Here is a 21,541-nt window from a genome sequence, read left to right as displayed (position 1 = left end):
TCGCTGGTCGGTATGGAAAATGTTTCCGCATGCGTTCCGCGTGTCACCTTCAAAGAAGGCCAGAGGGTTTCTGGCCACGTACTGGAGAGTTGAGAATGAACACCGCAGCCATTCTGAAATCGGTTCTGGCGGGAGGACTCACGTTGGGTCTAACCACGGTCGCATCGGCTGCAGCCATGCAGAGCAAAACGATGTCGATGAGCAATATGGAGAAATGCTACGGCATCAACGCCGCGCACAAGAACAATTGCAAAACGCCGGGTCACTCCTGCGCCGGTCAGGACACCAAGGCCCGCGATCCAAACTCCTTTGTCGCGGTACCCAAGGGTCTTTGCGAGAAAATCGACGGTGGCAAGCTCGAACCGGCGCAAAAGGGCTGAGCAGCGCCGTGATGCACGATGCGAGCACGCTCGCGACGCGACCGATCCCGGCTGCGGCCGGGGTCGGTCTGCGTGCCCCCCACATGCAACGCGTACTGGACGAGCATCCACGCGTGCCGTGGTTCGAAGTGCACAGTGAAAATTTCTTCGGCGCGGGCGGCGCCGCCCTTGACGTCCTCGAACGCGTGCGTGCCGACTACCCGCTGAGCCTGCACGGCGTGGGTCTCTCGCTGGGATCGGCCGACACCTTCGACGACAAGCATCTGGCGCAGCTGCGCATGTTGGTGCAGCGTTATGAGCCGGGTCTGGTTTCCGATCACATCTGCTGGGGCGCGATCGACGGCACCCACTTCAACGATCTGTTGCCGCTGCCGTTCACCCGCGAGGCGCTGGACCTGATGGTGGCACGCGTGCAGCAGGTACAGGACACACTGGGCCGCGAGTTCCTGGTCGAGAACGTCTCCAGCTACCTCACGTTCCAGCATGCCGAGATGAGCGAGTGGGCGTTCGTCGCCGAGTTGGTGCGCCGTAGCGGCTGCGGCCTGCTGCTCGACGTCAACAACGTCTACGTCAACAGCATCAACCACGGCTTCGACGCGTACGCCTACCTGAGCGCGATGCCGCGCGTGGCGGTGCGCGAAATTCACCTTGCCGGCTTCACCCGCAAGACTGGTCTCGCGGTACCGCTGCTCATCGACAGCCATAGCCGGCCGGTCGACGAGGACGTCTGGGCGCTCTACGCCAAGGCGCTGGATCTGTTCGGCCGCGTCCCCACGCTGGTCGAATGGGATCAGGATATTCCCGAACTTGAGGTGTTGCTGGCGGAAGCCACTCGCGCCGAGGCGCTGCTCGATGCCTGCCGTGCCCACACTGCTTGAGCTGCAACGCGGTTTCGCCGATGCCATGCTTCATCGTGGCGACGACGTCGTCGCGCAATGGGTTGTCGGTGCCGGCCTCACCTCCGCTGCGAGATTACAGGTGTATTGCAACGCCATCGCCGGTACGCAGATCGAAACGCTGCGTACCACGTACCCCGCGGTGAGGGCGTTGGTTGGTGAAGCTTTCTTTGAGGCTGCAGCGACGCGTTATTGCCTGCACCATCCGTCGACGCACGGCAACCTGCAGACGTTCGGAGACGCCTTCGCCGCGTTTCTCGCCACGATGCCTGAAGCAGCAGCGCTTACCTATTTGCCCGATGTGGCGCAGTTGGAGTGGCTACGGCAGCAGTCCGCGCTGGCCGCCGAGGCATCGGCGCTGGATCCGGCCACGTTCGACGAGACAATATCGTTGCCCATTCGGTTACATCCCAGCTTGCGCCTGCTGACCAGTGCGCACCCGGTGCTGACGATCTGGCATTACACCAACGCCCCTGGGGGTGAGCGGCTGCAGCTGGATGGGCGCGGTGAACAGGTCGCGCTGTGGCGCGACGGCAGCGAGGTGGCGATGGCTAGCCTGGACCCAGCGAGCTTTGTCTGCATCGCTGCGCTGATCGATGAGCGCGATCTGGCAGTCGCGCATGCGGCGGCGCTGGCCATTGACGGGAAATTCGATCTTGTAGCGTGTCTGCACACCCTGCTGGCACGCCGGCTGGTCGTCGCGGATCGCCGCGTGGGTCGCCGTCCAGAAATTGACGCTTGACTCTGTACCTAAGTACGCGAATAGAGTGCTCCCGTAGATTCCTCACTCATCTGGATCATCCATGGAAACCACCACACAAAGTCCCAAGAAAACCGGTTCTGGCGCGCTTCTGGCCGGCGGTCTTACCGCACTTCTTGCGTCGACCTGTTGCTTGGGTCCACTGGTGTTGGTCGCTCTCGGGTTCAGTGGCGCCTGGATCGGCAATTTGGCCGTGCTTGAGCCGTACCGCCCGTACTTTATCGGCGCGGCGCTGATCGCAATGGTTTTTGCCTGGCGACGCATCTACCGGCCTGCAGCGGCCTGCGCGCCCGGTGACGTCTGCGCTGTGCCGCAAGTCAAGACGGCCTACAAAGTGTTGTTCTGGATCGTCGCAGCCCTGGTGCTCGTGGCGCTGACCTTCCCCTATCTCGCCCCGCTGTTTTACTGACCCGTCGGAGGATCCACCCATGAAGAAACTTGCCGCTCTCATCGTTCTTGCCACCGTCGTTTCTGCCCCTGCCTGGGCGGCTACGAAGACCGCCACTCTGTCGGTGTCCGGCATGACATGTGCCACGTGCCCCATCACCGTCAAGAAAGCGCTGTCCAAGGTTCCCGGTGTCGAAAAGACCGAGATCCTGTTCGACAAGAAGGAAGCCGTCGTGACCTTCGATGACGCCAAGACCAGCACCCAGGCACTCATCAGTGCCACGACGGATGCGGGCTACCCCTCCACCGTTAAGAACTGAAGCGTCCAAGGTCATTCCTATGTCCCTAACTAATCCTCTCACACGCACGGCCGACAAGGCCGGCGTGATCGGTGCCATCGTCACGGCGATGGGCTGTGCGGCGTGCTTTCCCGCCCTTGCCAGCCTGGGTGCCGCCATCGGGCTGGGCTTTTTGAGCCAGTACGAGAGCGTGTTCATCCATTACCTGCTGCCGCTGTTCGCCGTCATCGCCTTGCTGGCCAACGTGATCGGCGGACTTCGCCACCGGCAATGGCTGCGGATGGTCCTTGGCATGGTCGGTCCCGTTCTGGTGCTGGCGGCTGCCTTGCTCATGAGCAGCATGGGTTTGCCCACGGCGTGGTTGCTCTATCCCGGCCTGGTGCTGATGGTAGGGGTATCGATCTGGGATCTGGTATCGCCGCCAGGAAAAGGTCACGGCGGAGCGAACCCGGACCCCACTTGTTGTTGAGTGGCCGCCATGGCCTTCCGCTGACTTGGTCTTGGATCGAGCCCGCGAATAGCCAACGGCTAGGCCCCTTGGCATCGCATCTGGAGATGAAACACATGAAGGCGTGGCTGATGGCCAAGAAAACCGACCTCATCACGGCAGCGATCGTCATTGGCATTGTGCTTCTGTTGATCGTCGTCGTGCCCTATTGCTGCTGATCGGGGCCATACCGTGACCGTGATGGTTGGTACGGCCTTTTTATCGATTCAACGATGTGCCGCTCTGCTCGAAACCGAAGCGACGCATGCTTATTTGCCAGGAACATCATGAACGAACAGACCCTCTCCGTAACCGGCATGACCTGTGCGGATTGCGCCCGGCATGTCGAAAAGGCGCTCAAGACACTCACCGACATCGTCGCGGCCGATGTCGCCTACCCGCAAGGCGTGGCGCACATCCGCAGCATCCAGCCCATGAGTCTGGATCAACTCAACGCGACCTTGCCAAAAAACTACCGCGTCGCCGCAGCCCCGCCATCGCACGCCGACACACCCGCGGCCAAGCCGTCCAAGCTCAATCAGGCACTAGACTCGTTGGGCGGTTTGTTCAAGCCTCGCGGCGATGGCGACACCAAGCCCACCGATACCGAGCAGCGTCTGCGTGTCGCTGTCATCGGCACGGGCGGTGCGGCCATGGCTTCGGCACTGAAGGCCGCGGAACTCGGCGCTCAGGTGACGGTCATCGAGCGCGGCACCATCGGCGGCACTTGCGTCAATATCGGTTGCGTGCCATCGAAGATCATGATCCGTGCCGCGCACGTGGCGCACCTGCGCCGGACCAGTCCGTTCGATGACGGCATCTCCAGTACGGCGCCGGTGGTTCGGCGTGACCGACTGCTCGCCCAACAGCAAGGTCGTGTCGACGAACTGCGTCACGCCAAGTACGAGGGCATTCTCGACACTAGCCCCAATATCCAGCTGCTGCGTGGCGAAGCGCGTTTCAAGAACGCGAACACCCTGGTCGTCAGGTCGACGGTGGGGGATGAAACGGAGGTGTCCTTCGATCGCTGCCTGATCGCCACCGGTGCCAGCGCGGCGGTTCCGCCCATCCCGGGCTTGAAGGACACGCCGTACTGGACGTCTACCGAAGCACTGGTGAGCGGCACCATTCCACCACGGCTCGCCGTCATCGGCTCGTCCGTGGTCGCCGTGGAACTGGCGCAGGCGTTTGCCCGGCTGGGCAGTCGCGTGACGATCCTGGCTCGCAGCACCTTGTTCTTCCGTGAAGACCCAGCGATCGGTGAGGCCATCACGACGGCGTTCCGCGCCGAAGGCATCGACGTCTTGGAGCACACGCAAGCGAGCCTGGTCGCGTATACGAACGGTGAATTCGTGCTCGCCACCGGACACGGTGAAGTGCGTGCCGATCAGTTGCTCGTCGCGACCGGCCGCACTGCCAATACGCGCGCTCTCGCGCTGGATGCCGCGGGTATTGCCGTCAATGCCCAGAACGCCATCGTGATCGACCGCGGTATGCGCACCAGCGCGCCGCACATCTACGCCGCTGGCGATTGCACCGACCAACCGCAATTCGTCTACGTGGCAGCGGCCGCCGGCACACGCGCAGCCATCAACATGACGGGCGGCGCAGCGACCCTGGATCTCACGACCATGCCGGCAGTGGTGTTCACCGATCCGCAAGTAGCCACCGTGGGCTTGTCGGAAGCCGAAGCGCACTTGAAAGGCACCGAGACCGATAGCCGCACGCTTTCCCTCGACAACGTGCCACGGGCGCTCGTCAACTTCGACACCCACGGGTTTATCAAGCTGGTCGCCGAGGCCGGCAATGGCCGGCTCATCGGGGTACAGGCGGTCACGCCCGAAGCGGGCGAGATCATCCAAGCGGCTGCACTTGCCATCCGGGCACGCATGACGGTGCAGGAGCTCGCCGACCAGTTGTTCCCCTACCTGACGATGGTCGAGGGCTTGAAGCTGGCGGCGCAGACCTTCACCAAGGATGTAAAACAGCTGTCGTGCTGCGCGGGATAACCGTAAGGAAGGTGGAACCATGAGCTGTTGCAGCCTGCCAGTGGTCGAGTGCGTTGTTTGCGGTACGTGGATTCCTTACGACTCGGTATTCGCGTTTGAGGACGGACAGGATTCCGAACCGGTTTGCAGCGCGGCATGCCGCGCTGCCTTCCTGAAGCCGCGTTCCTTCAATGAGGAACGCGGCAAGGCGAGTATCGAAGTGAGACGACCGTGACCGCCTACACGATATCCAAACTGGCGCAGGACGCTGGCGTGAGCGTTCACGTGGTGCGCGACTACGTGCTGCGTGGCTTGGTCCACCCAGCGTGGCGCACACAGAGTGGCTACGGCATCTTTGATGGCCTAGCCTTGGCGCGGCTGCGCTGCGTGCGCATGGCCTTCGAGGCCGGCGTCGGTCTGGATGAATTGGTTCGCCTGTGTCACGCGCTGGACCGCGGTACCACCGATGTCGAGGGATGCCTGGCGCGCCTACATTTGTGGATTGCGGCACGACGCGAGACGCTGGCGCTGCTGGACCGGCAGTTGGTGACGATGGTGACTGCCCAGTCTTCGCGTGCTGAAGCGGAAAGCACCCATGCGTAATACCGATCTCAACGGAGCAACACACACCTCGCGTGGGCGAGTCTACGCCTGGGGTGTGCTCGCATTGTTGACGTGTCCTTGCCACCTTCCGCTGTTGGCACTCCTCCTGTCAGGGACAGCCGCGGGTGCTGCGCTCAGCAACCACTTCGGTGTTGCCATCCTCGGGTTAGCCACACTATTCATTCTGTCGTTGACGAGCGCGCTGCGAGCCTTGCGGAAGCGGCCATGACGGTGTCGCCGGCCAACGGTGCGCTGATCACGAGACCTCGACCGCAGGGGGACCTCCCCATGAATACGCTCCACACCCCCATCGTCAATTGCGCGATCTGTTGCACAGAGATTCCACTGAGCGCCGCGCTGACGCCGGAAGGTATGGCCTACGTCGCGCACTTCTGCGGCCCGGCGTGCTTGCAGCGTTTCTCGGCGCGCGCCGAGCACGAAACGGTGCCGGCGGCCACGCCTTCCCCGGAAAGTAACGAGACGGATCAGGCTCAGAGCTAAAGGCTCTGTCACCCATGAATCCCGTGCCGCCCGCAACGCCTCATGCTGATACCGCAACCTCGTTGTTTTCGGTGCTGACGCTGGATGGCGGTGGCGCTCGCGGATACCTGACCCTCAAGATTCTCGAACGCGTCGAGGGGTATCTGAATACACTGACCGGCGTCGTGCTTCCTTTGGGTGCCCGGTTCGACCTCATCTGCGGCACCTCGACCGGCGGGATCATCGCTCTGGCACTGGCGCTCGGCCGACCGGTCAGCGAGATATCGGCGTTGTACGAGGCACATCTGCCACGCATCTTCGGCTCAGCGATGCGGCGCTTCGGGTGGATCGGGAACTTCCGCCCCCGTTACCGCAGGGATGCGTTACGTGAGGCCATGCAAGCCTTTTTCGGCAACCTGACGCTAGCTGAGGTGCAGACCGATGTCTGCGTCACTGCGGTCTCGCTGATCAACGCTCGACCTCATCTGTTTCGGAGCGACTATGTCAAGTCAGGGGTATGGCGCGACGATGATCGCCTCGCCGAACTGGCGCTGGCCACGTCCGCTGCACCAACCTTCTTCGCTGCCCATTCGACGGACCATCTGGCCGACCTCGTCGACGGTGGGCTGTATGCCAACAATCCCGCACTGCTGGGTGTGGTCGAGGCGTTCCGGTTCAGCCGCCCGAGTCGTCGCGGCATTGCACCGCCTTACGATCTTGGCGCCACCTGTCTGGAACAACTGGCCGTACTGTCGGTGGGCACCGGTGAACAATGCGCCATGCCCTACGACCCGGATCGCTTGCGTAGCGGTGGGCGCCTGGCTTGGGGCGCGCATTTCCACAGCGTTGTCAACGAAAGCCAGTCGCAGTACATCAATCTGTTGGCGGCAGGCCTGCTCGGCTCGGCCTACCACCGCATCAATCCCCGCCTGGATTTTCCGATGGCCATGGATGAGGTACGCCGCCTGCCAGCACTGAAGAACTTGGCGGAACTGTCCGAACTGGATGAGACATTCCTACGCACCCGAATCGCTGCGTTCTGAAGCATGTATGGCCTTCACGCGTTACGGGCAACGACCCCCTTATCGTTAGTTAAAGGAGAGCGTCATGATCAAACCGTATGATCTCGTCGTGATCGGTACCGGAACAGCGGCCATGGTGGCTGCGATGCGGATACGCGCAGCTGGTTGGCGCGTTGCGGTTATCGATCGCCGTCCCTTCGGTGGCACCTGCGCCTTGCGTGGCTGTGATCCCAAAAAGATGCTCATTGGCGGTGTGGATGCCACCGACCACGTCCGTCGGATGCAGGGCAAGGGCGTGGCCGGAAACGTCACGATCGATTGGCCCGATTTGATGGCGTTCAAACGCAGCTTCACCGATCCCGTGCCGGCGAACCATGAACGTCGATATCGCGAAAAAGGGATCGATACCTATCATGGGCAAGCGCGGTTCACGGGGCCCAACACCATCGAGATTGATGGGGACATCCTCGATGCCAAACACGTAGTGATTGCCTCCGGTGCGGAGCCCGTCAAATTGCATATCCCGGGCGAGGAGCATCTGGTCACCAACGAGGACTTCCTGGCGTTGCCCGCGCTGCCACGACGCATCGTGCTCGTCGGTGGCGGTTACATCGCTGCCGAGTTCTCGCACATCGCGGCTCGCGCCGGTGCGCAGGTGACCATTCTTCAGCATGGCGCGCGCCTATTGAATGGCTTTGATCCCGACCTCGTCGCCTGGCTCATGCAGGCATTCGATACTATCGGCGTAAATGTACGGCTGGAGACCACGGTCACCGCGGTCGAAAAAACAGCCACCGGCTACCGTGTGCGTTCAACCTCCCATGGTGCGACAACGACGACCGATGCCGATCTCGTCGTTCACGCCGCCGGGCGAGCGCCTGCACTGGCGTCGCTTGACCTCGAAGCGGGCTAATTTTGCCCAACCCCCAAAAATGTAAAGTGCTCTTTCAATGTTCAATGTTGCCGGCGTTTTCGAGGCGTAGCACGTGTCTCAGCCAACCAAGCCTCGCGGCTTTCGCCCTGGCTTTGAGCGACTGCTTGATGCGACTCACGCCGCTGGCCGCATGCCTAGCTGCCCACGGCATGCCGTGCGATTTTCTTCTCCTAGCCGCTAGCTTGATTTTCGCGTCCGCCGTGGCGCCATCCAACTTTGCTTGGAGCGCCATTTCCACAAGTGATTGTTTTTAAATAATTAGCTGAACCTTGCTAAAATTAGCAAGAAGAGCGAAAGCGTGCTAATTCCTGCTGGATGGCCATCGGCTACCGGGCTCCAGACGGACTTCGTGGTTTCTTTCTAGTGCCCGACGGCTTCACCTTGAGGCTCTCCAATTTAGTGTGTAGCGCCGCTTCACGCAGGGTCGCCGCGTGCAGCGCCTGCTGAGCCGCGAGCAATGCTGCGGGAAGACCGTCCATCCGTGCCAGTTGCTGCTCCAGCATCTGGGCGCGGGTTCCTTGTTCGGCGGCGAGATGCTCCGCTGAGCGAGTCGACATCAAAGCCTTTTCCAGCCGCGTGGCGACGGTCGATGCTTCTCGTTCCTGCCGGTGTAGCGTTGTCTGGAGGGTTTTGGTTTCTGACCTGGCTCGGTCGACTTCGGCATGCGCCCGATCTTCGACGGCCCGCAGATGTTGCGATTGGGTTTCACGCTCAGTATCCATCGCGCTTTTGTGCGTCTCCAACGCTTCGGCGAGTTGATCGGCGCGCTGTTGCAGCCCGTCGCGTTGCCGGCTTAACTCATTTAACTGGGTGGCCTGCTGCTCGACAAGACGTTGCACATCCATCAGTCGCGTTTCGGCGATACCACGCGCCTGAGCGGCGCTGTGAGTTTGCCTCTGGGCCTCGGCGAGCTGTTCTTCCCATTGGATCCGTTCTTGGGCCAAGACGGTCTGTGCAACGACCAACTCTCCTTGCTCTTGGGCTAATCCAGACCGAGCGGCACCGGCGGCATGCTCGCTGGCAGTCGCCCACACCGCCCGAAACGCCGCGGCTACCTCTGGCGGTAGTTCGGGCAATCGCGCCTCACCGGCAAGCCGTTTGGCCAACGCCTCCCACCACGTTTCCAACAGCTGGCCGACGCGCGCCGGACTGCCTCGTCCCAGTTCGGACCGCACGCGCTCCACCGTTGGGCGCTCGCCACGTGCCAGCACCCGATCGGCCGCGGCAAAAACGTCTGTTTCCGGCACCCCGATCGCCATGCCCTGCCCTCCATAAATAAGGTACGATAAGGGAACGGTTATCGTACCTTATCTGCCTGATAGCGCAATTTTACTACGGCCAACGTAATGAATATACTACATGAGCTGCGACCGCTCGCTAGCGTACCGGTCCTGGATCCGGCGCTGTTGGACGCCGCCGGCGCCCGCGCGGCCCAGGAATTCGTCGCTGATGGCACGCCGGCCAACACCGCGCGCAGCTACGCCAGCGCCCTGCGCTACTGGGCGGCTTGGTATGCGTTGCGTTACGGCCAGGTATTGGGCGACACGCCGGTGTCGGTCGCCGTGGCCAGCCAGTTCATCGTCGACCACCTCGAACGCAAAGCGGCCCACGGACTGCAGCACGAACTGCCGGCGGCCCTCGATGCGCGGCTCGTGGCGCTCGGGGCCAAAGCGAAGCTCGGAGCGCTGGCGTATGCCACGGTGGCGCACCGGCTCGCGGTGCTGGCCAAGTGGCATCGCCTGCACGACTGGGAACCGCCCGGCGACGATCATCGGATCAAAACCTTGATGGCCAAGGCGCGCCGCGCCCAAGCCAAGCGCGGCGTGACGGTGCGCAAGAAGACCGCGTTGGTGGCTGAACCGCTGCAAGCGATGTTGGCCACCTGTACGGATGGCGTCCGCGGCCTGCGGGATCGCGCCCTACTCCTGCTGGCCTGGAGCGGCGGTGGTCGGCGCCGCTCCGAAGTGGTGGGGATCCAGATCGATGACATTCGCCGGCTGGGTCCCACCACGTGGACCTACGCCTTGGGTCATACCAAAACCAATGCCACCGGCGGGCGTCGGGAGAAGCCCCTGCGCGGCGAGGTGGTGCTCGCCCTAGAGGCCTGGATCGAGGCCGTGCAGCTCACCGAGGGCGCTCTCTTCCGCCGGGTATACCGCAACGGTCGCGCCGGCGCCGCGCTCACGCCGGATCAGGTGGCCCGTATTGTCCAGCGGCGCGCGACGCTCGCAGAGCTGCCGGGCGATTGGGCGGCGCACAGCCTGCGCTCAGGCTTTGTGACGGAAGCCGGCCGTCAGGGCGTGCCGCTGGGTGAGGTGATGGCGATGACCGAGCACCGCAGTGTGGGCACAGTGATGGGGTATTTTCAGGCGGGGGCGCTGCTCAGCAGCCGTGCCACCGATCTGCTGGCAAAAAAATGAGGTCAATGCCGGTTCGACGACAGGTGGAGAGTCGGCAGGAATTCATCCAAAAATCGGCAATTCGGCTTCTAAGTTACCGTTTGTAGGAACATTTCAGTTGCCTAGTAGTTCATTCTCGGGCAATTGTGCAGCAGCCTGCTGCACAATTCAGGCGCCCCAGTGACGGTTCATCGGCCTACGGCACTACTTTTCTGGATCGCGGCCTTGCCTGCTCGTCACATACTGCGGTGACATGAAATGACTGCTATTACACTTAGTGTGGTAAGGTCATTGACACAAAAATGAAGGGGCGCTAGGCTCAACATCATGGATGTGGATTTCGAAGACGCCTCGCTCAAGAGGCTTGAGGCGGACCCGGGATTTACGGCCGGCTACGAGGCCGCCATCGTCAAGGCGTTCCGAAAACGGATGCAACTCATCCGTGCGTCGGTCGACGAGCGCGCCTTTTATGCCATGAAGTCCCTGCATTACGAAAAACTGAAAGGAGACCGGGACGGTCAATGTTCGATGCGATTGAACGATCAATGGCGGCTGCTCTTGCGCGTGCGGCAAGACGAGGACGGTAGAACGGTCGTGATCATTTCCATCATCGATTATCACTAACCTTTCCCGAGGATGACCCCATGAACACTGTTGCTGAAATCTTCCCGCCGGGTGAGTTTCTCCGCGAAGAACTGGAAGCTCGCGGTTGGTCGCAGACCGAGCTGGCCGAGATCATCGGCCGTCCGGTGCGGCTGATCAATGAGCTGATCGCCGGCAAGAAGGCGATTACTCCGGAAACGGCCATCCAGTTGGGCGACTCGCTGGGCACCGGCCCGGAGTTGTGGATGAATCTGGAAAGCCAGTATCAGCTGTCCAAGGTCCGCTCTACCGACGGCCTGATTGCTCGGCGCGCCAAGCTCTACGAGCGGTTTCCGGTACGCGAGATGATCAAGCGCGGCTGGATCGAGGCCACCAAGAGCATCGAGGTGCTTGAACAGCAGTTTCTCACGTTCTTCGACGTGAACAGCCTGGAGGATGAGATTCCGTTCTGCCACGCCGCCAAGAAAACCGAGGTCCACGATCTGCCCAGCATGTTGCAGCTGGCCTGGCTGTGCCGGGCTCGCCGCATTGCGTCGGAGCTCGTGATCGCCCCCTACACCGAAGCCGGCTTGCGGCAGGCCCTGCCGCGTCTGTCGGCGCTCTTGTCCGCCCCCGAAGAAACTCGGCATGTCGCTCGGGTGCTCGCCGAGTGCGGCGTACGCTTTGTGATTGTGGAGCCCATTCCGGGCTCCAAGATCGACGGCGCCTGCTTCTGGCTCACCGACGTGCAGCCCGTGGTGGCGCTGTCGTTGCGCCTGGATCGCATCGACAACTTCTGGTTCGTGCTGCGCCATGAGCTGGAGCACGTGCTGCGCCGCCATGGTCGGGAACGCGGATACATCCTGGACCAAGACATGGAAGGGACCGCGGCCGACCAGATCAATGACGAGGAAGTGGTGGCGAACACCGAAGCTGCTGAATTTTGCGTGGCGCAGGACGAGATGACCGGATTTGTGGCCCGCGTGGCGCCATTTTTCGCCGCAGAACGCGTCGTGCTATTTGCGCAGCGCCTCGACGTGCACCCCGGCCTGGTGGTCGGCCAATTGCAGCGGCGACTCGGACGCTACGACCTGTTTCGCAAGTTTCAGGTCAAGGTGCGGCAAGCGGTGACGTCGTCGGCGCTGACCGATGGCTGGGGTATGGTTCACACGGTTTAGAGGAGCGGAACATGTCTGGTTATACGAATGCCGTCAAAGAGTACGTCGAGCGCTACAAGGCCGAGGTCGGATCCGATGCGTTGCTCGATCCGCACGCGGTCGCCGAATGGGCTTTTCGCAACGGCCTTCACAAGCCCAGCGTCAAGACCGTCATCGACGCGATCGCCACTGACATCGCCCAAGTCTTTCGCGAGGAATACCGAGTCGATCGCCTCGGGCGCCGCTATCGCGCCAAACATGCCGCGACTCAGAAACGGGGCACCCAGACGCTATCGCTATGGGCGGATCTTGACGATCCAAACGCGCCCCACACCCACTTCGTCAAATCGTTCGCCCAGCGCCGCCTGCAAATCGTTGGCGACTGCGTGCAACTGGCGACGGACGTGGACGTCTACAACGACAAGCGTTGCCCCACCGTGCCGATCCAGGTCCCGCTCGACTTCACTCTGGACGTGATGGAGTTGCAGCAGGCCGTCAAGAAAGTGGCCTAGTCGAACGGATGAAGTACCCAGCACGACTGCCGGACGTACGTAGCACAGGTTGTTTTAGCGATCAGGTCCTCATTCCACCAGGAGAAGACGCATGGCAAAGAACGAAAAGACCGGCCCTACGGTGACAAAAGCCGCTTCGACGGTCTTGCGCGACCCCGGGGCCAGCAGGGTTGCCAAGTCGTTGGCGGGCAGCGCGCTGGCCCAGGCCCACACGGGCAAACAGTCCTCGCCGTCGACCGCGAAGACCGCCGCCAAAGTGCTCAACGATGGCCGCACGAGCGCGACCACGAAGTCGCTCGCCGGCAGCGTATTGACGCAGAAGACCCGGAAGTAATGGCCGGACTCGTGGACCGAGCTATCCATCGAATGCTCCACAGCGACCGGTATTCATGGGCTGCTCAAGCAAGGTATCCGCGTCCTTGCATTTTTTGGATGTGAAGTCCGGGCAGCGCCATGAGCCAACCGTTTGACGAGGCCAGCGACCATGCTCTCCTGCGACGCACGGTGCTCCTCGTGGCGTTGCTCAACCTCGGCTACTTTGGCATTGAATTTGTCGTGGCCCTTCGCATTGGGTCCGTCTCGCTGTTTGCCGACAGTGTGGATTTCCTGGAGGACGCATCGGTCAACCTGCTGATCTGGACCGCCTTTGCGTGGTCGCTCAAAGCCCGCGCACGCGTCGGCATGGGGCTGGCGGCCATCCTGCTCATCCCTGCGCTCGCCACGCTCTGGGCGGCATGGAACAAATTCCACGCGCCGCTTCCACCGGCACCGATACCGCTGTCGATCACGGCGCTGGGCGCGCTCGTTATCAACCTCTCCTGCGCGTTGATGCTTGCACGTTACCGAGCCCATCGAGGAAGCCTGACACGGGCGGCTTTTCTCTCGGCGCGCAACGACGTCTTGGCCAACATCGCCATCATCGCCGCCGGCCTCGTGACGGTTTTTTCTCCGTCGGCGTGGCCCGATCTGATCGTCGGTCTTGGCATCATGGCGATGAATGCCGACGCCGCCCGCGAGGTCTGGCGGGCAGCTCGGGACGAACATCGCAGCGCGATCGAAGCGGAGTCCTGATCCGTTTTATCGCACGACGAAGCTCCACCCTGACCGACTCATACGGACCCTGCTCCAACCTCTGCCATGGTCAACCAGCGGATGGCATCCCTTGGCAAGGGATGCAAGTTTCCATAGATGTCCGGTTCGGCGTTGCGATGAAGCGCCTCTCGCGCGGCATCGGCAAATCCGGAGTCGCGATGGGCGAGCCGTTCACGGCACAGGACCGCCAGAGCTACGCAGTCACTCAGTGCACCGCGGATCAGTTCGGCCCGACGTATGTTGTCCTGCGTGTCGTCGAAAAGTGCAGCGGCTGCACGAATCGCCGGATGGCCGTCTGCAAGCGCACGGCGTAGCACCCAAGGCGGCAAACGTGCGTGCATTCGCCGCAGAACAAGCAAGGCGCGTATGGCGGCAAGCCGACTGTGTACTCGCGACCCAGCCTCTTCGAACAGCGCCGGCAATGCCTGCAGCAAGGCGGCCCGGCCATATTCTTCAAGGCTTTCGAGGGAATCGGCCGCGGCTCGCTCCAGCACATCGTCTCTCAGCATGTCGACGAGTACAGGAGCCAGCGACGAAAGTCCAAGTCGGCCGGCCGCAGCCACGGCCGATGGCAGGCGCTCCACGTTGGCCGCGTAGATAGCGTCGACGCATCGTTCAGGGTAGTCACGCGTGATCAGGTGGCGAATGGCGACATCCTTGACCTGATACTCAGCCTCGCGCCGACTCGACGGAAGCCGCCGCCATGGGATGTCGTGCAAGACGTCCCTCAAGCCCTCACGAGCCATCGGCGACCGCAGACGTGCGAGCATGGAGATGGCAAACAGACGCCCGTGTGGGATTACCTGCGCGCCTTCACGCAGATAGCGACGCAGCGGTGCAATCGCGTGCTCACCCAGCGCCATGATGCGCTCGGTCGCGTCCACGCGATTTGCAAGATCATCGATGGATGCTTGCACCTCGGCCTCCCGATCCGGGGAACCTGGCACAAGGGTCGTGGCGGCATGCTTCGGGGTATGAAGTTCCCTAGCCGTGCGCGCAACAGCCCGCACCGGATGGTCGTGGAGCAATCGAACGGCGTCGTTCCATGATTCGTCGCGCCGCAACTTGGCCACTGCCCTGACAATCGCCAGGCCCTGCGTCACATCCACGGGGTGCGCAAGCGCGCATCGCGCCAATGGCAGGGCCGCCGCCGGATCACCGCGGCGTCCGAGCGCCTCGATGGCCATCATCCGCACATCGGCCAGCGGATGCCCCAAAGCGTGCACCAGGCGCGTATCGTATGGACGGCAACACCACTGCGCGATGTCGACACCGCAGCGCGGGCAGATCGGTAGCGCCTGCTCGATTTCGGCAAAGCAGTGCGGGCAGAAATAGACTGTCGTGGTCGCCTACCACGGCGACGCAAAGCCGGACCGCACCAACCAACGCGCGTGGCGGGAAAAACCCAGCCTAGACACGGGATGCAGATCATCACTCGACTCCTGATCCGGAGATTTCGAGTCACTGCAGGAGTCATCAGCCCTAGAGGCGATCGTAGGCGAACTCCATCGCCCATGCGCTTTCACGATACACCACGTCATTCAAGGATGGGGCGGCGGTCTCATCGGTCTGCGAGCTTGCTTTCCCCTGCCGTGTACGGCTAACGTCTGAGCTGGAGATGGCATTCTCCTGGAACCGCCGCAAGGCTGATGATGCCTACCTGTCCGGTTTCCGGAGGTAGGTTGCGTCCCTCCTCCGTCAAACCCGCTATGTATCGCCACGGGTGACGACGATGAATATTGAATCCCGAAGTTTCGCTAGATACCGCTCCTGCTCCGACGGTGCAGGCGCGTGGCTGCGTCAGTCCCGACCAGTCGCGATGGATGCAACCCTCGAACCCGTTAAAACGAATTCCGCGGAGGTTCTATGAACGGCTGCTCGCTTCGTTTCTACATGCACGAGAACCAGAAGCACCGGGGCATGCTCCTGTACGAATGTACGAATGGTTGCTTGAGCAGGCCAAGAAGCAAGGTATTCATGGCGGTTCCGCCTTCAAGGCCATTGCCGGTTATGGACGCCACGGTGTGATGCACGAACAGCATTTCTTCGAGCTTGCCGGCGACAATACCGTGCTGGTGGAATTCATCCTGGGCGATGCGGAAACCACCACCATGCTCAAGATCGTCCAGCAAGACGGTGCCCCCTTGTTCTGGGCGAAATTCCCGGCCGAGTTCGGCATCGTCGCCAGCACGGACACTGTGAAGTAATCGCGCGTTAGCCACCGCTATTTCGCAAGGAATACACCCCTGATGGTCGATAACGAACGCAACTGAAATCGTCGCGAGGAGATGGCATTCTCCCCGAATTGCCGCAAGGCTGATGATGCCTACCCGTCCGGGTTTCCGGAGGTAGGCATTTTTTTGTGTCCGCCTTCGCCAGACCTGCCCGTCTACCGGCCGCGAACGGTATCGAAGATTGGAACTTGGCATGGGTGCTGCACGATGCGCAGCGGTTCTGGCCCATCAGCAAGGAAGCATGCGTTTGCGGCAACACGCTGGCGGCTTCGTCAGGGCAGTACGACGAGCGCCGGGGAGGCTCCCATGAAGGGTTGTTCACTGCGTTTCTACCTGCATGAAACCGCGATGCATCGTGGTGGATTTTTTACCTATGAACAGGTGCTGGCGCTGGCCAGGAAACAGGGCATTCACGGGGGCACCGTGTTCAAGGCGGCCGATGGCTATGGCCGACACGGCACCATGAATGAGCAACGCATGCATACGCTGTCGGGATACCAGATCCTGATCATCGAATTCATTCTGGATGAAGCCGAGGCCGACGCCTTGCTCAAGGCTATCCAGGAGGATGACTTTCCGTTGTTCTGGGCGAAGCTTCCTGCCGAGTTCGGTTCGTTCGGCATGGACTGATCGCGAAACGTGGGGACGCCTTCCCATACGTCAGCAGCCCTTACCTTCGACGCGAGGGGACGGCACGGAAGGTGGTGTTGGGTGCGTGCCGGCGAGCAACGCACGGATGCGTTCCAAATCGGTACGCATCGCGGCTTCGCCCGCATGAGAACCCTGCGTCGCAAGCACACCGCTGCCCAACGATTGTCGCAGTTGCTGGCAGACGTGGGCCAACCAGTCCTTGAGTTCCTGGGCGTAAGCCAGGAACGCATGTTGAAGTGGTGCCTGCCAATCTTGCCGCAGGTACCGTTGTAGCCGGTACTGTCGCCAGGCCCGCGGGCCGCGCAGCAAGTAGCGGTGCGGCATGTCCGAGGGTGGAAGGACAAACGGGGGTGCGCCACGCAACATGGCCGACAGCCGCTCATCGTCGAGATCCTTACCCACGCGCTGCAACTGGGTGACGATATCGCGCACCACCTCGTCCGCCAGTTGCCCGGCCAATGTGCCGAGGTGATGGGGCACCTCCGGAGCGTCTGCCATAAGCACATGCACGGCATCCTTGAGTACGACGTCCGCCCCACGATAACCAAGGTCACTGCACAAGTTACGCAAGGTGGCTTCGGCTCCCGATAACGCGTCGAGTGCCGCACCGGAGCCTTGTTGAGCCTGGGGTGAAGTATCCGCCGACGGTTCGTTCAACGCCTGCTCAAGCATCATGCTGACACGCCGCGCCAGATGGCCGAGACGCTGCTGTGCGCGCTCATTGCTCTGCGCCGCGCACGCGGCCAACGTCGTCTGCAGTTCAGTATCCCGCCAGCGGTGCAACGAAACGCTGTGCGAGGGCGCCACACTGACTTCAGCCACGGTCACGGGTTCCTGCAAGACCTCCGATAACGAACGCTCGATGTAGCTCCGCTGCTGTTCCAGTGCGTCGGCTGACACGGTATCGGATTTGGTCAGCAGCACGAGGCACGAAGCATGGGCCTGCTGCAAGGCACGTGCGAGATCCACGTCCTGCAACGAAAGAGTGGCCGACGCATCAATGGTTATGATGCCGAGGTCGCACTGGGGCAGATAGGTAAGCGCATGAGCAGACGCCTTGGCATGCAGCGAACCGAGTCCGGGCGTATCGGTGAGCACCACGCCGCTGTGCAGCACGTCGGCGGCCACTTCGATGGTGACTTCCCGCAGCCGCCGATGGTTGCCGGCATTTCCGCTCTCGGCGATGTACTGCGGCAACGCATCCACCGAGACTTCCTCGACGCGCCCCTCCAGGTCGATGGCCCGGATGCGCAGGGCATCGCCATGGCGGATACGCGTGACCACCGCCGTTACAGGAATCGCGCCCACCGGCAGCAGCGCCTGCCCCAGCAACGCGTTGACCAGGGACGATTTGCCGCTGCTCACGCGACCCAGCAACGCTACCTCGACCCGGTCGCTCTCCTGCCCGGCCAGCAGGATCTGCACGCTGCTTCGCAGCTCCAGCAGATGGTGGCGTTCGATCACTTCGGCCAGCGTCACCAGCAAGGCATCCTTGGTGCGGTCAGCCGGCAACAACAAGGGCTGGCGGCGCAGCTCCCGGGCGATGTCATCCAGCAGCAGGCCCAGTTCCGCCGCCATCGCTCGGCAATCCTGCTCGCCCTGCGCGTCCAACTCACCGTAGCCGCGCACATAGCTCGGGCGCAGTTCGAACACCGCGTTGCGCGCCATGCTCATGCGGGTCTGGAATCCCCACGATGCGTCGATGGTTGGCAGCGTGGTGTACGCCATCTCCTGCGTATCCATGAAGCGACGCATCACCGAGCGAAGCCGCGCGAGATGCGCGCGCAGGACCTCGATGCGCTTGGCATCCGGGTAATCCGCATAACGCGGAAACAGCGCGGCCGGATCATCGCCTTCGAGCGTGGCAATGCCGTCCTGCACTTCATGTTCGATGTGGGTCAGCAGGTTCTGGATGTAGTGCCGATGGTTGTTCGTCAGCATGGGCAAGGATCAAATCAGCGCCACAGCCATGATCAGTACCAGCAGCAGCCCGACCAGACCCAGGTAGATATTCATGTTGCCCGATTGCAGCGGGCTCAGCTTCGCCGCGAGCCATTGCACCATATGCGTCGGCCCGCGAAACACCGCCGCTTCGAACAGCGGCGACACGTCGGCACGATGGTGTACCTGTCGCACGAAATAGGCGCTGCCGCTGTGCTCGTGTCTGATCTCGTTCGCTGGCCGATAGACGAAGCGGTAGAACGTGCGCATCGCATTGGAAAAGCTCAATGCCGTGGTCATGCCGTGGGGCGGCGCCGGACAGCCGCCGTACCATACCGGCGCGCGACGCACGCGAAAGCGCCGGCGCGCGCGGAACAGCAACGCCAGTGGAAGCAGTGCCAGCAACGGACAGACGATCACCAGCAGGGTCGGCGAAATAAACGCAAACGTGTCCGTCAACGGCACCAGGATCCACCCCTTGTGCAACGCCGCGCTGCTCTGCCCCGCAAAATCGCTCGCCACGACATCGTTCAACCCTTGCAGCCACCATGGCATGCCCACGGCCAGCGCCAGCACGCCCAGCCCCAGCAAGCCACAGGCCATGGCATGCAGGCGACCAACGCCCGGCACCGAACTGCTTGATGGTCGACCGAGGATGCCCAGGCCGACCAGCTTGACGAAGGTGGCAAACGCGATCGCCGCCGTCAGCGCCATGCCGGCACCCGCCAGCGAGAGTGTCAAACGTCCCGCCAATCCGCTTAGATGAAAACCCTGAAACAAAGTCTGGAAAGTGAACCACTCGCTGACGAAGCCGGCCTGCGGCGGCATCGCGGCCAGGCTCATGCCCGCAAACACCACCCCGACCCCGTACAACCACGGACTGTGCCGCATCAGTCCCTGCTGATTCACCGCATAGCTTCCCGTCGCGTGGAACGATCCGTCCGCGGCCAGCATCAGCGCGCCTTTCGCCAGCGCATGCCCAGCCAGATGCAGCAGCGCCACCACGAAACCGAGCGAGGCCAGTGCCAGCAAGCCCTCGCCGCGAAAGACCTGCGAGGCACCGAGCAAGGTCACCGCAATGGCGGCATTCTCGGCCGAAGAGAACGCCAGCAACCGCCGCCAGTCGTCTTCCTGGAACGCGTACAGCACCGCCAGGATCGCGCTCAATACACCCACCGCCACCGTGACGATAGCGAGCAGACCACCGCCCGGCAGCCACAGCGTGAAGGCGCGCTCCAGCGCGAAGAACGCCGCGTTCAATACGATGCCCGACAGCAGCGCACCGCTGGCACCGCTGCCCTGACCATACGCGCCGGGATACCACTCGTAGAACGGCAGCAGGCCCAGCTTCGCGCCGAAGCCGATCAGCAGCAGCACGCCGATCAGCAGCATGTGGCCGTCTGCCGGATGCGTGGCCAGACTGGTGAAAGCAACGAAGTCGATGCTGCCCACCGAGTGGGCAAGCAGCAGCATGGCCGCCAACAGGGCCACCGCACCGACCTCCAGCAATGCCAGCATGAACAGCAGCCCGTGCCCTTCACGCGTCGCGCCGAGCCGCTCGCCGATCAGCAGCACCGCACCGCCGAGACTCATCACTTCCCACGCCACCAGAAAGCCGATCGCATCCTGCAGGCCGAAACAACCCAGCGCACCGAGCATGCTCAGACCGGCGCCCACCACCCAGCTGCGCCAATGCGCAGCCGGCGTGCCCAGCGCCGTCGCAAAGAACGCCGCGATCGCACCGAACAGCAGCAACCATAATGCGTCCGGCGCGAGCTGGAAGCGCCCGCCGACCACACCGGGCCAAGTCGTGATTGGCAACATGCCGCCCGGCAACTGCCATAGCGCGGCCAGCACGATCGCGGCCGCACCCAACGCCAAAGCGCCACGCGCGATCACGCGGCCGTAGCCCACACAGCCCAGCACGACGGCCAGCAACCACAGCGCCGCTGCCAACGCGATCAACCGATCAGGGTTCATGCGGACGACCTCCCTGCACGCGCTGCGGTTTGCGTTCGAGCAACAGCAGCAGCGCCTCGATGATGGCCGCCGGATTTGGCGGGCAGCCCGGCAGCCAGATGTCGACCGGCAAGATGCCGTCCAGCCCCTTGCCGCTGGCGTAGGTTCCGCCGCAGACGCCACCGCTGACGGCGCAGGTGCCGCACGCCAGCACGCGACGTGGCTCGGCCATCGCCTGCCAGGTGGCGAGCAACGGTTCGTGCATCGCCGCGGTCACGGTGCCGGTAACCAGCAACAGGTCCGCTGCACGCGGCGAGGCGGTGAAGAAGATACCCAGCCGATGCAGGTTGTAGAACGGGTTGTTGAGAGCCTGCAGTTCCGACTCGCAGCCATTGCACGAGCCGGCATCGACGTGGCGGATATGCAGACTGCCGCGAAAACTCTTCTCGATGTGCATCGCGAGTTTCTCGCTGGCCAGCGCCTGGGGCTCCAGCGTCCACTGCAGATCGGCACGCTCGCGCACGCCGAACGCCCACGCTTCGCTGGGCTGCAAGGTGCTGGACGGACAGACTTCCACGCACAGCTGGCAGGCGATGCAGCGTCCGTAATCGAGCGCCGCAAGATGGCCGCGCGTATCGAGCCGGATCGCCTGGGTGGGACACACCTGCTCGCAGCGCTGGCAGTCATCGCTGCAACGCTCGGCAGTGATCTGCGGCATGCCGAGCGTGCCATGCTGACCATGATCGCCATCGGCCTTTTGCGGCCAGTCCGTGGTGGC

At 62.6% G+C, this 21,541-nt stretch carries 25 protein-coding genes and 3 riboswitches; of the genes, 19 read left to right on the top strand and 6 right to left on the bottom strand.

All coding sequences use genetic code 11. The annotated features are described in order from the left end of the window. Window positions 1–95: 95 nt before the first annotated feature. The 12 genes from RHOOR92_RS0102515 (at window position 96) to RHOOR92_RS18445 (ending at window position 8,215) form a co-directional block, all read left to right on the top strand. Window positions 96–380, top strand: a complete 285-nt coding sequence (locus tag RHOOR92_RS0102515; RefSeq protein WP_027489506.1) for a DUF2282 domain-containing protein — start codon at window positions 96–98, stop codon at window positions 378–380. An 11-nt stretch (window positions 381–391) separates the two neighbouring features. After that, window positions 392–1,258 (top strand): DUF692 domain-containing protein, encoded by an 867-nt coding sequence (locus RHOOR92_RS0102510; protein ID WP_027489505.1) that lies wholly within the window; start codon window positions 392–394, stop codon window positions 1,256–1,258. Continuing rightward, window positions 1,233–2,018: a DNA-binding domain-containing protein gene (locus tag RHOOR92_RS0102505; RefSeq protein ID WP_027489504.1), complete on the top strand. Its 786-nt coding sequence runs from the start codon at window positions 1,233–1,235 to the stop codon at window positions 2,016–2,018. The genes RHOOR92_RS0102510 and RHOOR92_RS0102505 overlap by 26 nt, the downstream gene beginning before the upstream one ends. A gap of 61 nt (window positions 2,019–2,079) precedes the next feature. Then, complete coding sequence (gene merT / locus RHOOR92_RS0102500; protein ID WP_027489503.1) at window positions 2,080–2,445, top strand: mercuric ion transporter MerT; 366 nt, start codon at window positions 2,080–2,082, stop codon at window positions 2,443–2,445. 19 nt (window positions 2,446–2,464) lie between these two features. After that, a complete protein-coding gene (gene merP / locus RHOOR92_RS0102495; RefSeq protein ID WP_027489502.1) occupies window positions 2,465–2,743 on the top strand; it encodes a mercury resistance system periplasmic binding protein MerP in 279 nt (92 codons plus the stop codon). 19 nt (window positions 2,744–2,762) lie between these two features. Further along, complete coding sequence (merC, locus tag RHOOR92_RS0102490; protein ID WP_027489501.1) at window positions 2,763–3,191, top strand: organomercurial transporter MerC; 429 nt, start codon at window positions 2,763–2,765, stop codon at window positions 3,189–3,191. A 305-nt stretch (window positions 3,192–3,496) separates the two neighbouring features. Continuing rightward, entirely contained in the window at window positions 3,497–5,218 is a 1,722-nt protein-coding gene (gene merA, locus RHOOR92_RS0102480) for a mercury(II) reductase (RefSeq protein ID WP_027489500.1), read from the top strand. 210 nt (window positions 5,219–5,428) lie between these two features. Next, entirely contained in the window at window positions 5,429–5,800 is a 372-nt protein-coding gene (merD, locus tag RHOOR92_RS0102470; RefSeq protein WP_027489499.1) for a mercuric resistance transcriptional repressor MerD, read from the top strand. Further along, window positions 5,793–6,029, top strand: a complete 237-nt coding sequence (gene merE, locus RHOOR92_RS19150; RefSeq protein ID WP_081660204.1) for a broad-spectrum mercury transporter MerE — start codon at window positions 5,793–5,795, stop codon at window positions 6,027–6,029. The genes merD and merE overlap by 8 nt, the downstream gene beginning before the upstream one ends. 59 nt (window positions 6,030–6,088) lie before the next feature. Continuing rightward, window positions 6,089–6,301 (top strand): DUF3330 domain-containing protein, encoded by a 213-nt coding sequence (locus RHOOR92_RS19145; protein ID WP_231378297.1) that lies wholly within the window; start codon window positions 6,089–6,091, stop codon window positions 6,299–6,301. A gap of 14 nt (window positions 6,302–6,315) precedes the next feature. Continuing rightward, window positions 6,316–7,323, top strand: coding sequence for a CBASS cGAMP-activated phospholipase (locus tag RHOOR92_RS0102460; protein ID WP_027489498.1), 1,008 nt, complete (start codon window positions 6,316–6,318; stop codon window positions 7,321–7,323). A 64-nt stretch (window positions 7,324–7,387) separates the two neighbouring features. Next, complete coding sequence (locus RHOOR92_RS18445; RefSeq protein ID WP_037114788.1) at window positions 7,388–8,215, top strand: NAD(P)/FAD-dependent oxidoreductase; 828 nt, start codon at window positions 7,388–7,390, stop codon at window positions 8,213–8,215. Between the two features lie 347 nt (window positions 8,216–8,562). On the opposite strand, the gene RHOOR92_RS18440 is transcribed toward RHOOR92_RS18445, so the two are convergent. Beyond that, window positions 8,563–9,495 carry a DNA-binding protein gene (locus tag RHOOR92_RS18440; protein WP_037114699.1) on the bottom strand — a complete coding sequence of 311 codons (933 nt, stop codon included), beginning with the start codon at window positions 9,493–9,495 and terminating at the stop codon, window positions 8,563–8,565. Between the two features lie 147 nt (window positions 9,496–9,642). On the opposite strand from RHOOR92_RS18440, the gene RHOOR92_RS0102435 reads away from it, so the two are divergent. The 4 genes from RHOOR92_RS0102435 (at window position 9,643) to RHOOR92_RS0102420 (ending at window position 12,886) form a co-directional block, all read left to right on the top strand. Further along, a complete protein-coding gene (locus RHOOR92_RS0102435) occupies window positions 9,643–10,656 on the top strand; it encodes a tyrosine-type recombinase/integrase (protein WP_231378296.1) in 1,014 nt (337 codons plus the stop codon). A gap of 306 nt (window positions 10,657–10,962) precedes the next feature. Further along, the gene (locus tag RHOOR92_RS0102430; protein ID WP_027489496.1) at window positions 10,963–11,259 is read left to right on the top strand and encodes a type II toxin-antitoxin system RelE/ParE family toxin; all 297 of its coding nucleotides are present in this window, start codon (window positions 10,963–10,965) and stop codon (window positions 11,257–11,259) included. Window positions 11,260–11,279: 20 nt separating this feature from the next. Continuing rightward, entirely contained in the window at window positions 11,280–12,395 is a 1,116-nt protein-coding gene (locus RHOOR92_RS0102425; RefSeq protein ID WP_027489495.1) for a HigA family addiction module antitoxin, read from the top strand. A gap of 11 nt (window positions 12,396–12,406) precedes the next feature. Beyond that, window positions 12,407–12,886, top strand: a complete 480-nt coding sequence (locus RHOOR92_RS0102420) for a hypothetical protein (RefSeq protein ID WP_027489494.1) — start codon at window positions 12,407–12,409, stop codon at window positions 12,884–12,886. Between the two features lie 69 nt (window positions 12,887–12,955). On the opposite strand, the gene RHOOR92_RS19515 is transcribed toward RHOOR92_RS0102420, so the two are convergent. Further along, entirely contained in the window at window positions 12,956–13,249 is a 294-nt protein-coding gene (locus RHOOR92_RS19515; RefSeq protein WP_027489493.1) for a hypothetical protein, read from the bottom strand. Between the two features lie 90 nt (window positions 13,250–13,339). On the opposite strand from RHOOR92_RS19515, the gene RHOOR92_RS0102410 reads away from it, so the two are divergent. After that, window positions 13,340–13,957, top strand: coding sequence for a cation transporter (locus RHOOR92_RS0102410; RefSeq protein ID WP_051257489.1), 618 nt, complete (start codon window positions 13,340–13,342; stop codon window positions 13,955–13,957). Between the two features lie 38 nt (window positions 13,958–13,995). On the opposite strand, the gene RHOOR92_RS19825 is transcribed toward RHOOR92_RS0102410, so the two are convergent. Continuing rightward, on the bottom strand, window positions 13,996–15,168 hold the full coding sequence (locus tag RHOOR92_RS19825; RefSeq protein WP_196802000.1) for a hypothetical protein: 1,173 nt from the start codon (window positions 15,166–15,168) through the stop codon (window positions 13,996–13,998). A 270-nt stretch (window positions 15,169–15,438) separates the two neighbouring features. Continuing rightward, a riboswitch (Fluoride riboswitch) is annotated at window positions 15,439–15,500 on the bottom strand. Between the two features lie 83 nt (window positions 15,501–15,583). Continuing rightward, a riboswitch (Fluoride riboswitch) is annotated at window positions 15,584–15,644 on the top strand. Window positions 15,645–15,912: 268 nt separating this feature from the next. Here RHOOR92_RS19825 and RHOOR92_RS18435 point away from each other — a divergent pair. Both RHOOR92_RS18435 and RHOOR92_RS0102390 read left to right on the top strand, forming a co-directional pair. Further along, window positions 15,913–16,185, top strand: coding sequence for a DUF190 domain-containing protein (locus tag RHOOR92_RS18435; protein ID WP_231378295.1), 273 nt, complete (start codon window positions 15,913–15,915; stop codon window positions 16,183–16,185). 68 nt (window positions 16,186–16,253) lie between these two features. Beyond that, a riboswitch (Fluoride riboswitch) is annotated at window positions 16,254–16,314 on the top strand. A 204-nt stretch (window positions 16,315–16,518) separates the two neighbouring features. Continuing rightward, the gene (locus RHOOR92_RS0102390; RefSeq protein ID WP_027489489.1) at window positions 16,519–16,842 is read left to right on the top strand and encodes a DUF190 domain-containing protein; all 324 of its coding nucleotides are present in this window, start codon (window positions 16,519–16,521) and stop codon (window positions 16,840–16,842) included. Between the two features lie 30 nt (window positions 16,843–16,872). Here RHOOR92_RS0102390 and RHOOR92_RS0102385 read toward each other — a convergent pair whose 3' ends face one another. The 3 genes from RHOOR92_RS0102385 to RHOOR92_RS0102375 are packed head-to-tail and all read right to left on the bottom strand — an operon-like array spanning window position 16,873 to window position 21,481. Then, window positions 16,873–18,804 (bottom strand): dynamin family protein, encoded by a 1,932-nt coding sequence (locus tag RHOOR92_RS0102385; RefSeq protein ID WP_027489488.1) that lies wholly within the window; start codon window positions 18,802–18,804, stop codon window positions 16,873–16,875. A 9-nt stretch (window positions 18,805–18,813) separates the two neighbouring features. Continuing rightward, entirely contained in the window at window positions 18,814–20,784 is a 1,971-nt protein-coding gene (locus RHOOR92_RS0102380) for a proton-conducting transporter membrane subunit (protein WP_027489487.1), read from the bottom strand. Further along, complete coding sequence (locus tag RHOOR92_RS0102375) at window positions 20,774–21,481, bottom strand: 4Fe-4S dicluster domain-containing protein (RefSeq protein ID WP_196801999.1); 708 nt, start codon at window positions 21,479–21,481, stop codon at window positions 20,774–20,776. Before RHOOR92_RS0102375 ends, RHOOR92_RS0102380 begins: the two co-directional genes overlap by 11 nt. Window positions 21,482–21,541 lie beyond the last annotated feature (60 nt).

It is taken from the genome of Rhodanobacter sp. OR92, from assembly GCF_000427545.1.
Lineage (GTDB): Bacteria > Pseudomonadota > Gammaproteobacteria > Xanthomonadales > Rhodanobacteraceae > Rhodanobacter > Rhodanobacter denitrificans.
Note: the sequence above shows the minus strand (reverse complement) of the source record. Positions and strands in the feature narration are given on the sequence as shown.

Bases quoted from the DNA above. Each gene is read 5' to 3' on its own strand.
- RHOOR92_RS0102510 (WP_027489505.1), top strand. From the start codon at position 392: ATGCACGATGCGAGCACGCTCGCGACGCGACCGATCCCGGCTGCGGCC.
- RHOOR92_RS0102515 (WP_027489506.1), top strand. From the start codon at position 96: ATGAACACCGCAGCCATTCTGAAATCGGTTCTGGCGGGAGGACTCACG.
- RHOOR92_RS19145 (WP_231378297.1), top strand. From the start codon at position 6,089: ATGAATACGCTCCACACCCCCATCGTCAATTGCGCGATCTGTTGCACA.
- RHOOR92_RS18445 (WP_037114788.1), top strand. From the start codon at position 7,388: ATGATCAAACCGTATGATCTCGTCGTGATCGGTACCGGAACAGCGGCC.
- merE (WP_081660204.1), top strand. From the start codon at position 5,793: ATGCGTAATACCGATCTCAACGGAGCAACACACACCTCGCGTGGGCGA.
- RHOOR92_RS0102425 (WP_027489495.1), top strand. From the start codon at position 11,280: ATGAACACTGTTGCTGAAATCTTCCCGCCGGGTGAGTTTCTCCGCGAA.
- RHOOR92_RS18435 (WP_231378295.1), top strand. From the start codon at position 15,913: ATGTACGAATGGTTGCTTGAGCAGGCCAAGAAGCAAGGTATTCATGGC.
- RHOOR92_RS0102505 (WP_027489504.1), top strand. From the start codon at position 1,233: ATGCCTGCCGTGCCCACACTGCTTGAGCTGCAACGCGGTTTCGCCGAT.
- RHOOR92_RS19515 (WP_027489493.1), bottom strand. From the start codon at position 13,249: ATGGATAGCTCGGTCCACGAGTCCGGCCATTACTTCCGGGTCTTCTGC.
- RHOOR92_RS0102390 (WP_027489489.1), top strand. From the start codon at position 16,519: ATGAAGGGTTGTTCACTGCGTTTCTACCTGCATGAAACCGCGATGCAT.
- merT (WP_027489503.1), top strand. From the start codon at position 2,080: ATGGAAACCACCACACAAAGTCCCAAGAAAACCGGTTCTGGCGCGCTT.
- RHOOR92_RS0102385 (WP_027489488.1), bottom strand. From the start codon at position 18,804: ATGCTGACGAACAACCATCGGCACTACATCCAGAACCTGCTGACCCAC.
- merC (WP_027489501.1), top strand. From the start codon at position 2,763: ATGTCCCTAACTAATCCTCTCACACGCACGGCCGACAAGGCCGGCGTG.
- RHOOR92_RS0102460 (WP_027489498.1), top strand. From the start codon at position 6,316: ATGAATCCCGTGCCGCCCGCAACGCCTCATGCTGATACCGCAACCTCG.
- RHOOR92_RS18440 (WP_037114699.1), bottom strand. From the start codon at position 9,495: ATGGCGATCGGGGTGCCGGAAACAGACGTTTTTGCCGCGGCCGATCGG.
- RHOOR92_RS0102375 (WP_196801999.1), bottom strand. From the start codon at position 21,481: ATGCCGCAGATCACTGCCGAGCGTTGCAGCGATGACTGCCAGCGCTGC.
- RHOOR92_RS0102420 (WP_027489494.1), top strand. From the start codon at position 12,407: ATGTCTGGTTATACGAATGCCGTCAAAGAGTACGTCGAGCGCTACAAG.
- RHOOR92_RS0102410 (WP_051257489.1), top strand. From the start codon at position 13,340: ATGAGCCAACCGTTTGACGAGGCCAGCGACCATGCTCTCCTGCGACGC.
- RHOOR92_RS0102430 (WP_027489496.1), top strand. From the start codon at position 10,963: ATGGATGTGGATTTCGAAGACGCCTCGCTCAAGAGGCTTGAGGCGGAC.
- RHOOR92_RS19825 (WP_196802000.1), bottom strand. From the start codon at position 15,168: ATGATGGCCATCGAGGCGCTCGGACGCCGCGGTGATCCGGCGGCGGCC.
- merP (WP_027489502.1), top strand. From the start codon at position 2,465: ATGAAGAAACTTGCCGCTCTCATCGTTCTTGCCACCGTCGTTTCTGCC.
- merA (WP_027489500.1), top strand. From the start codon at position 3,497: ATGAACGAACAGACCCTCTCCGTAACCGGCATGACCTGTGCGGATTGC.
- RHOOR92_RS0102380 (WP_027489487.1), bottom strand. From the start codon at position 20,784: ATGAACCCTGATCGGTTGATCGCGTTGGCAGCGGCGCTGTGGTTGCTG.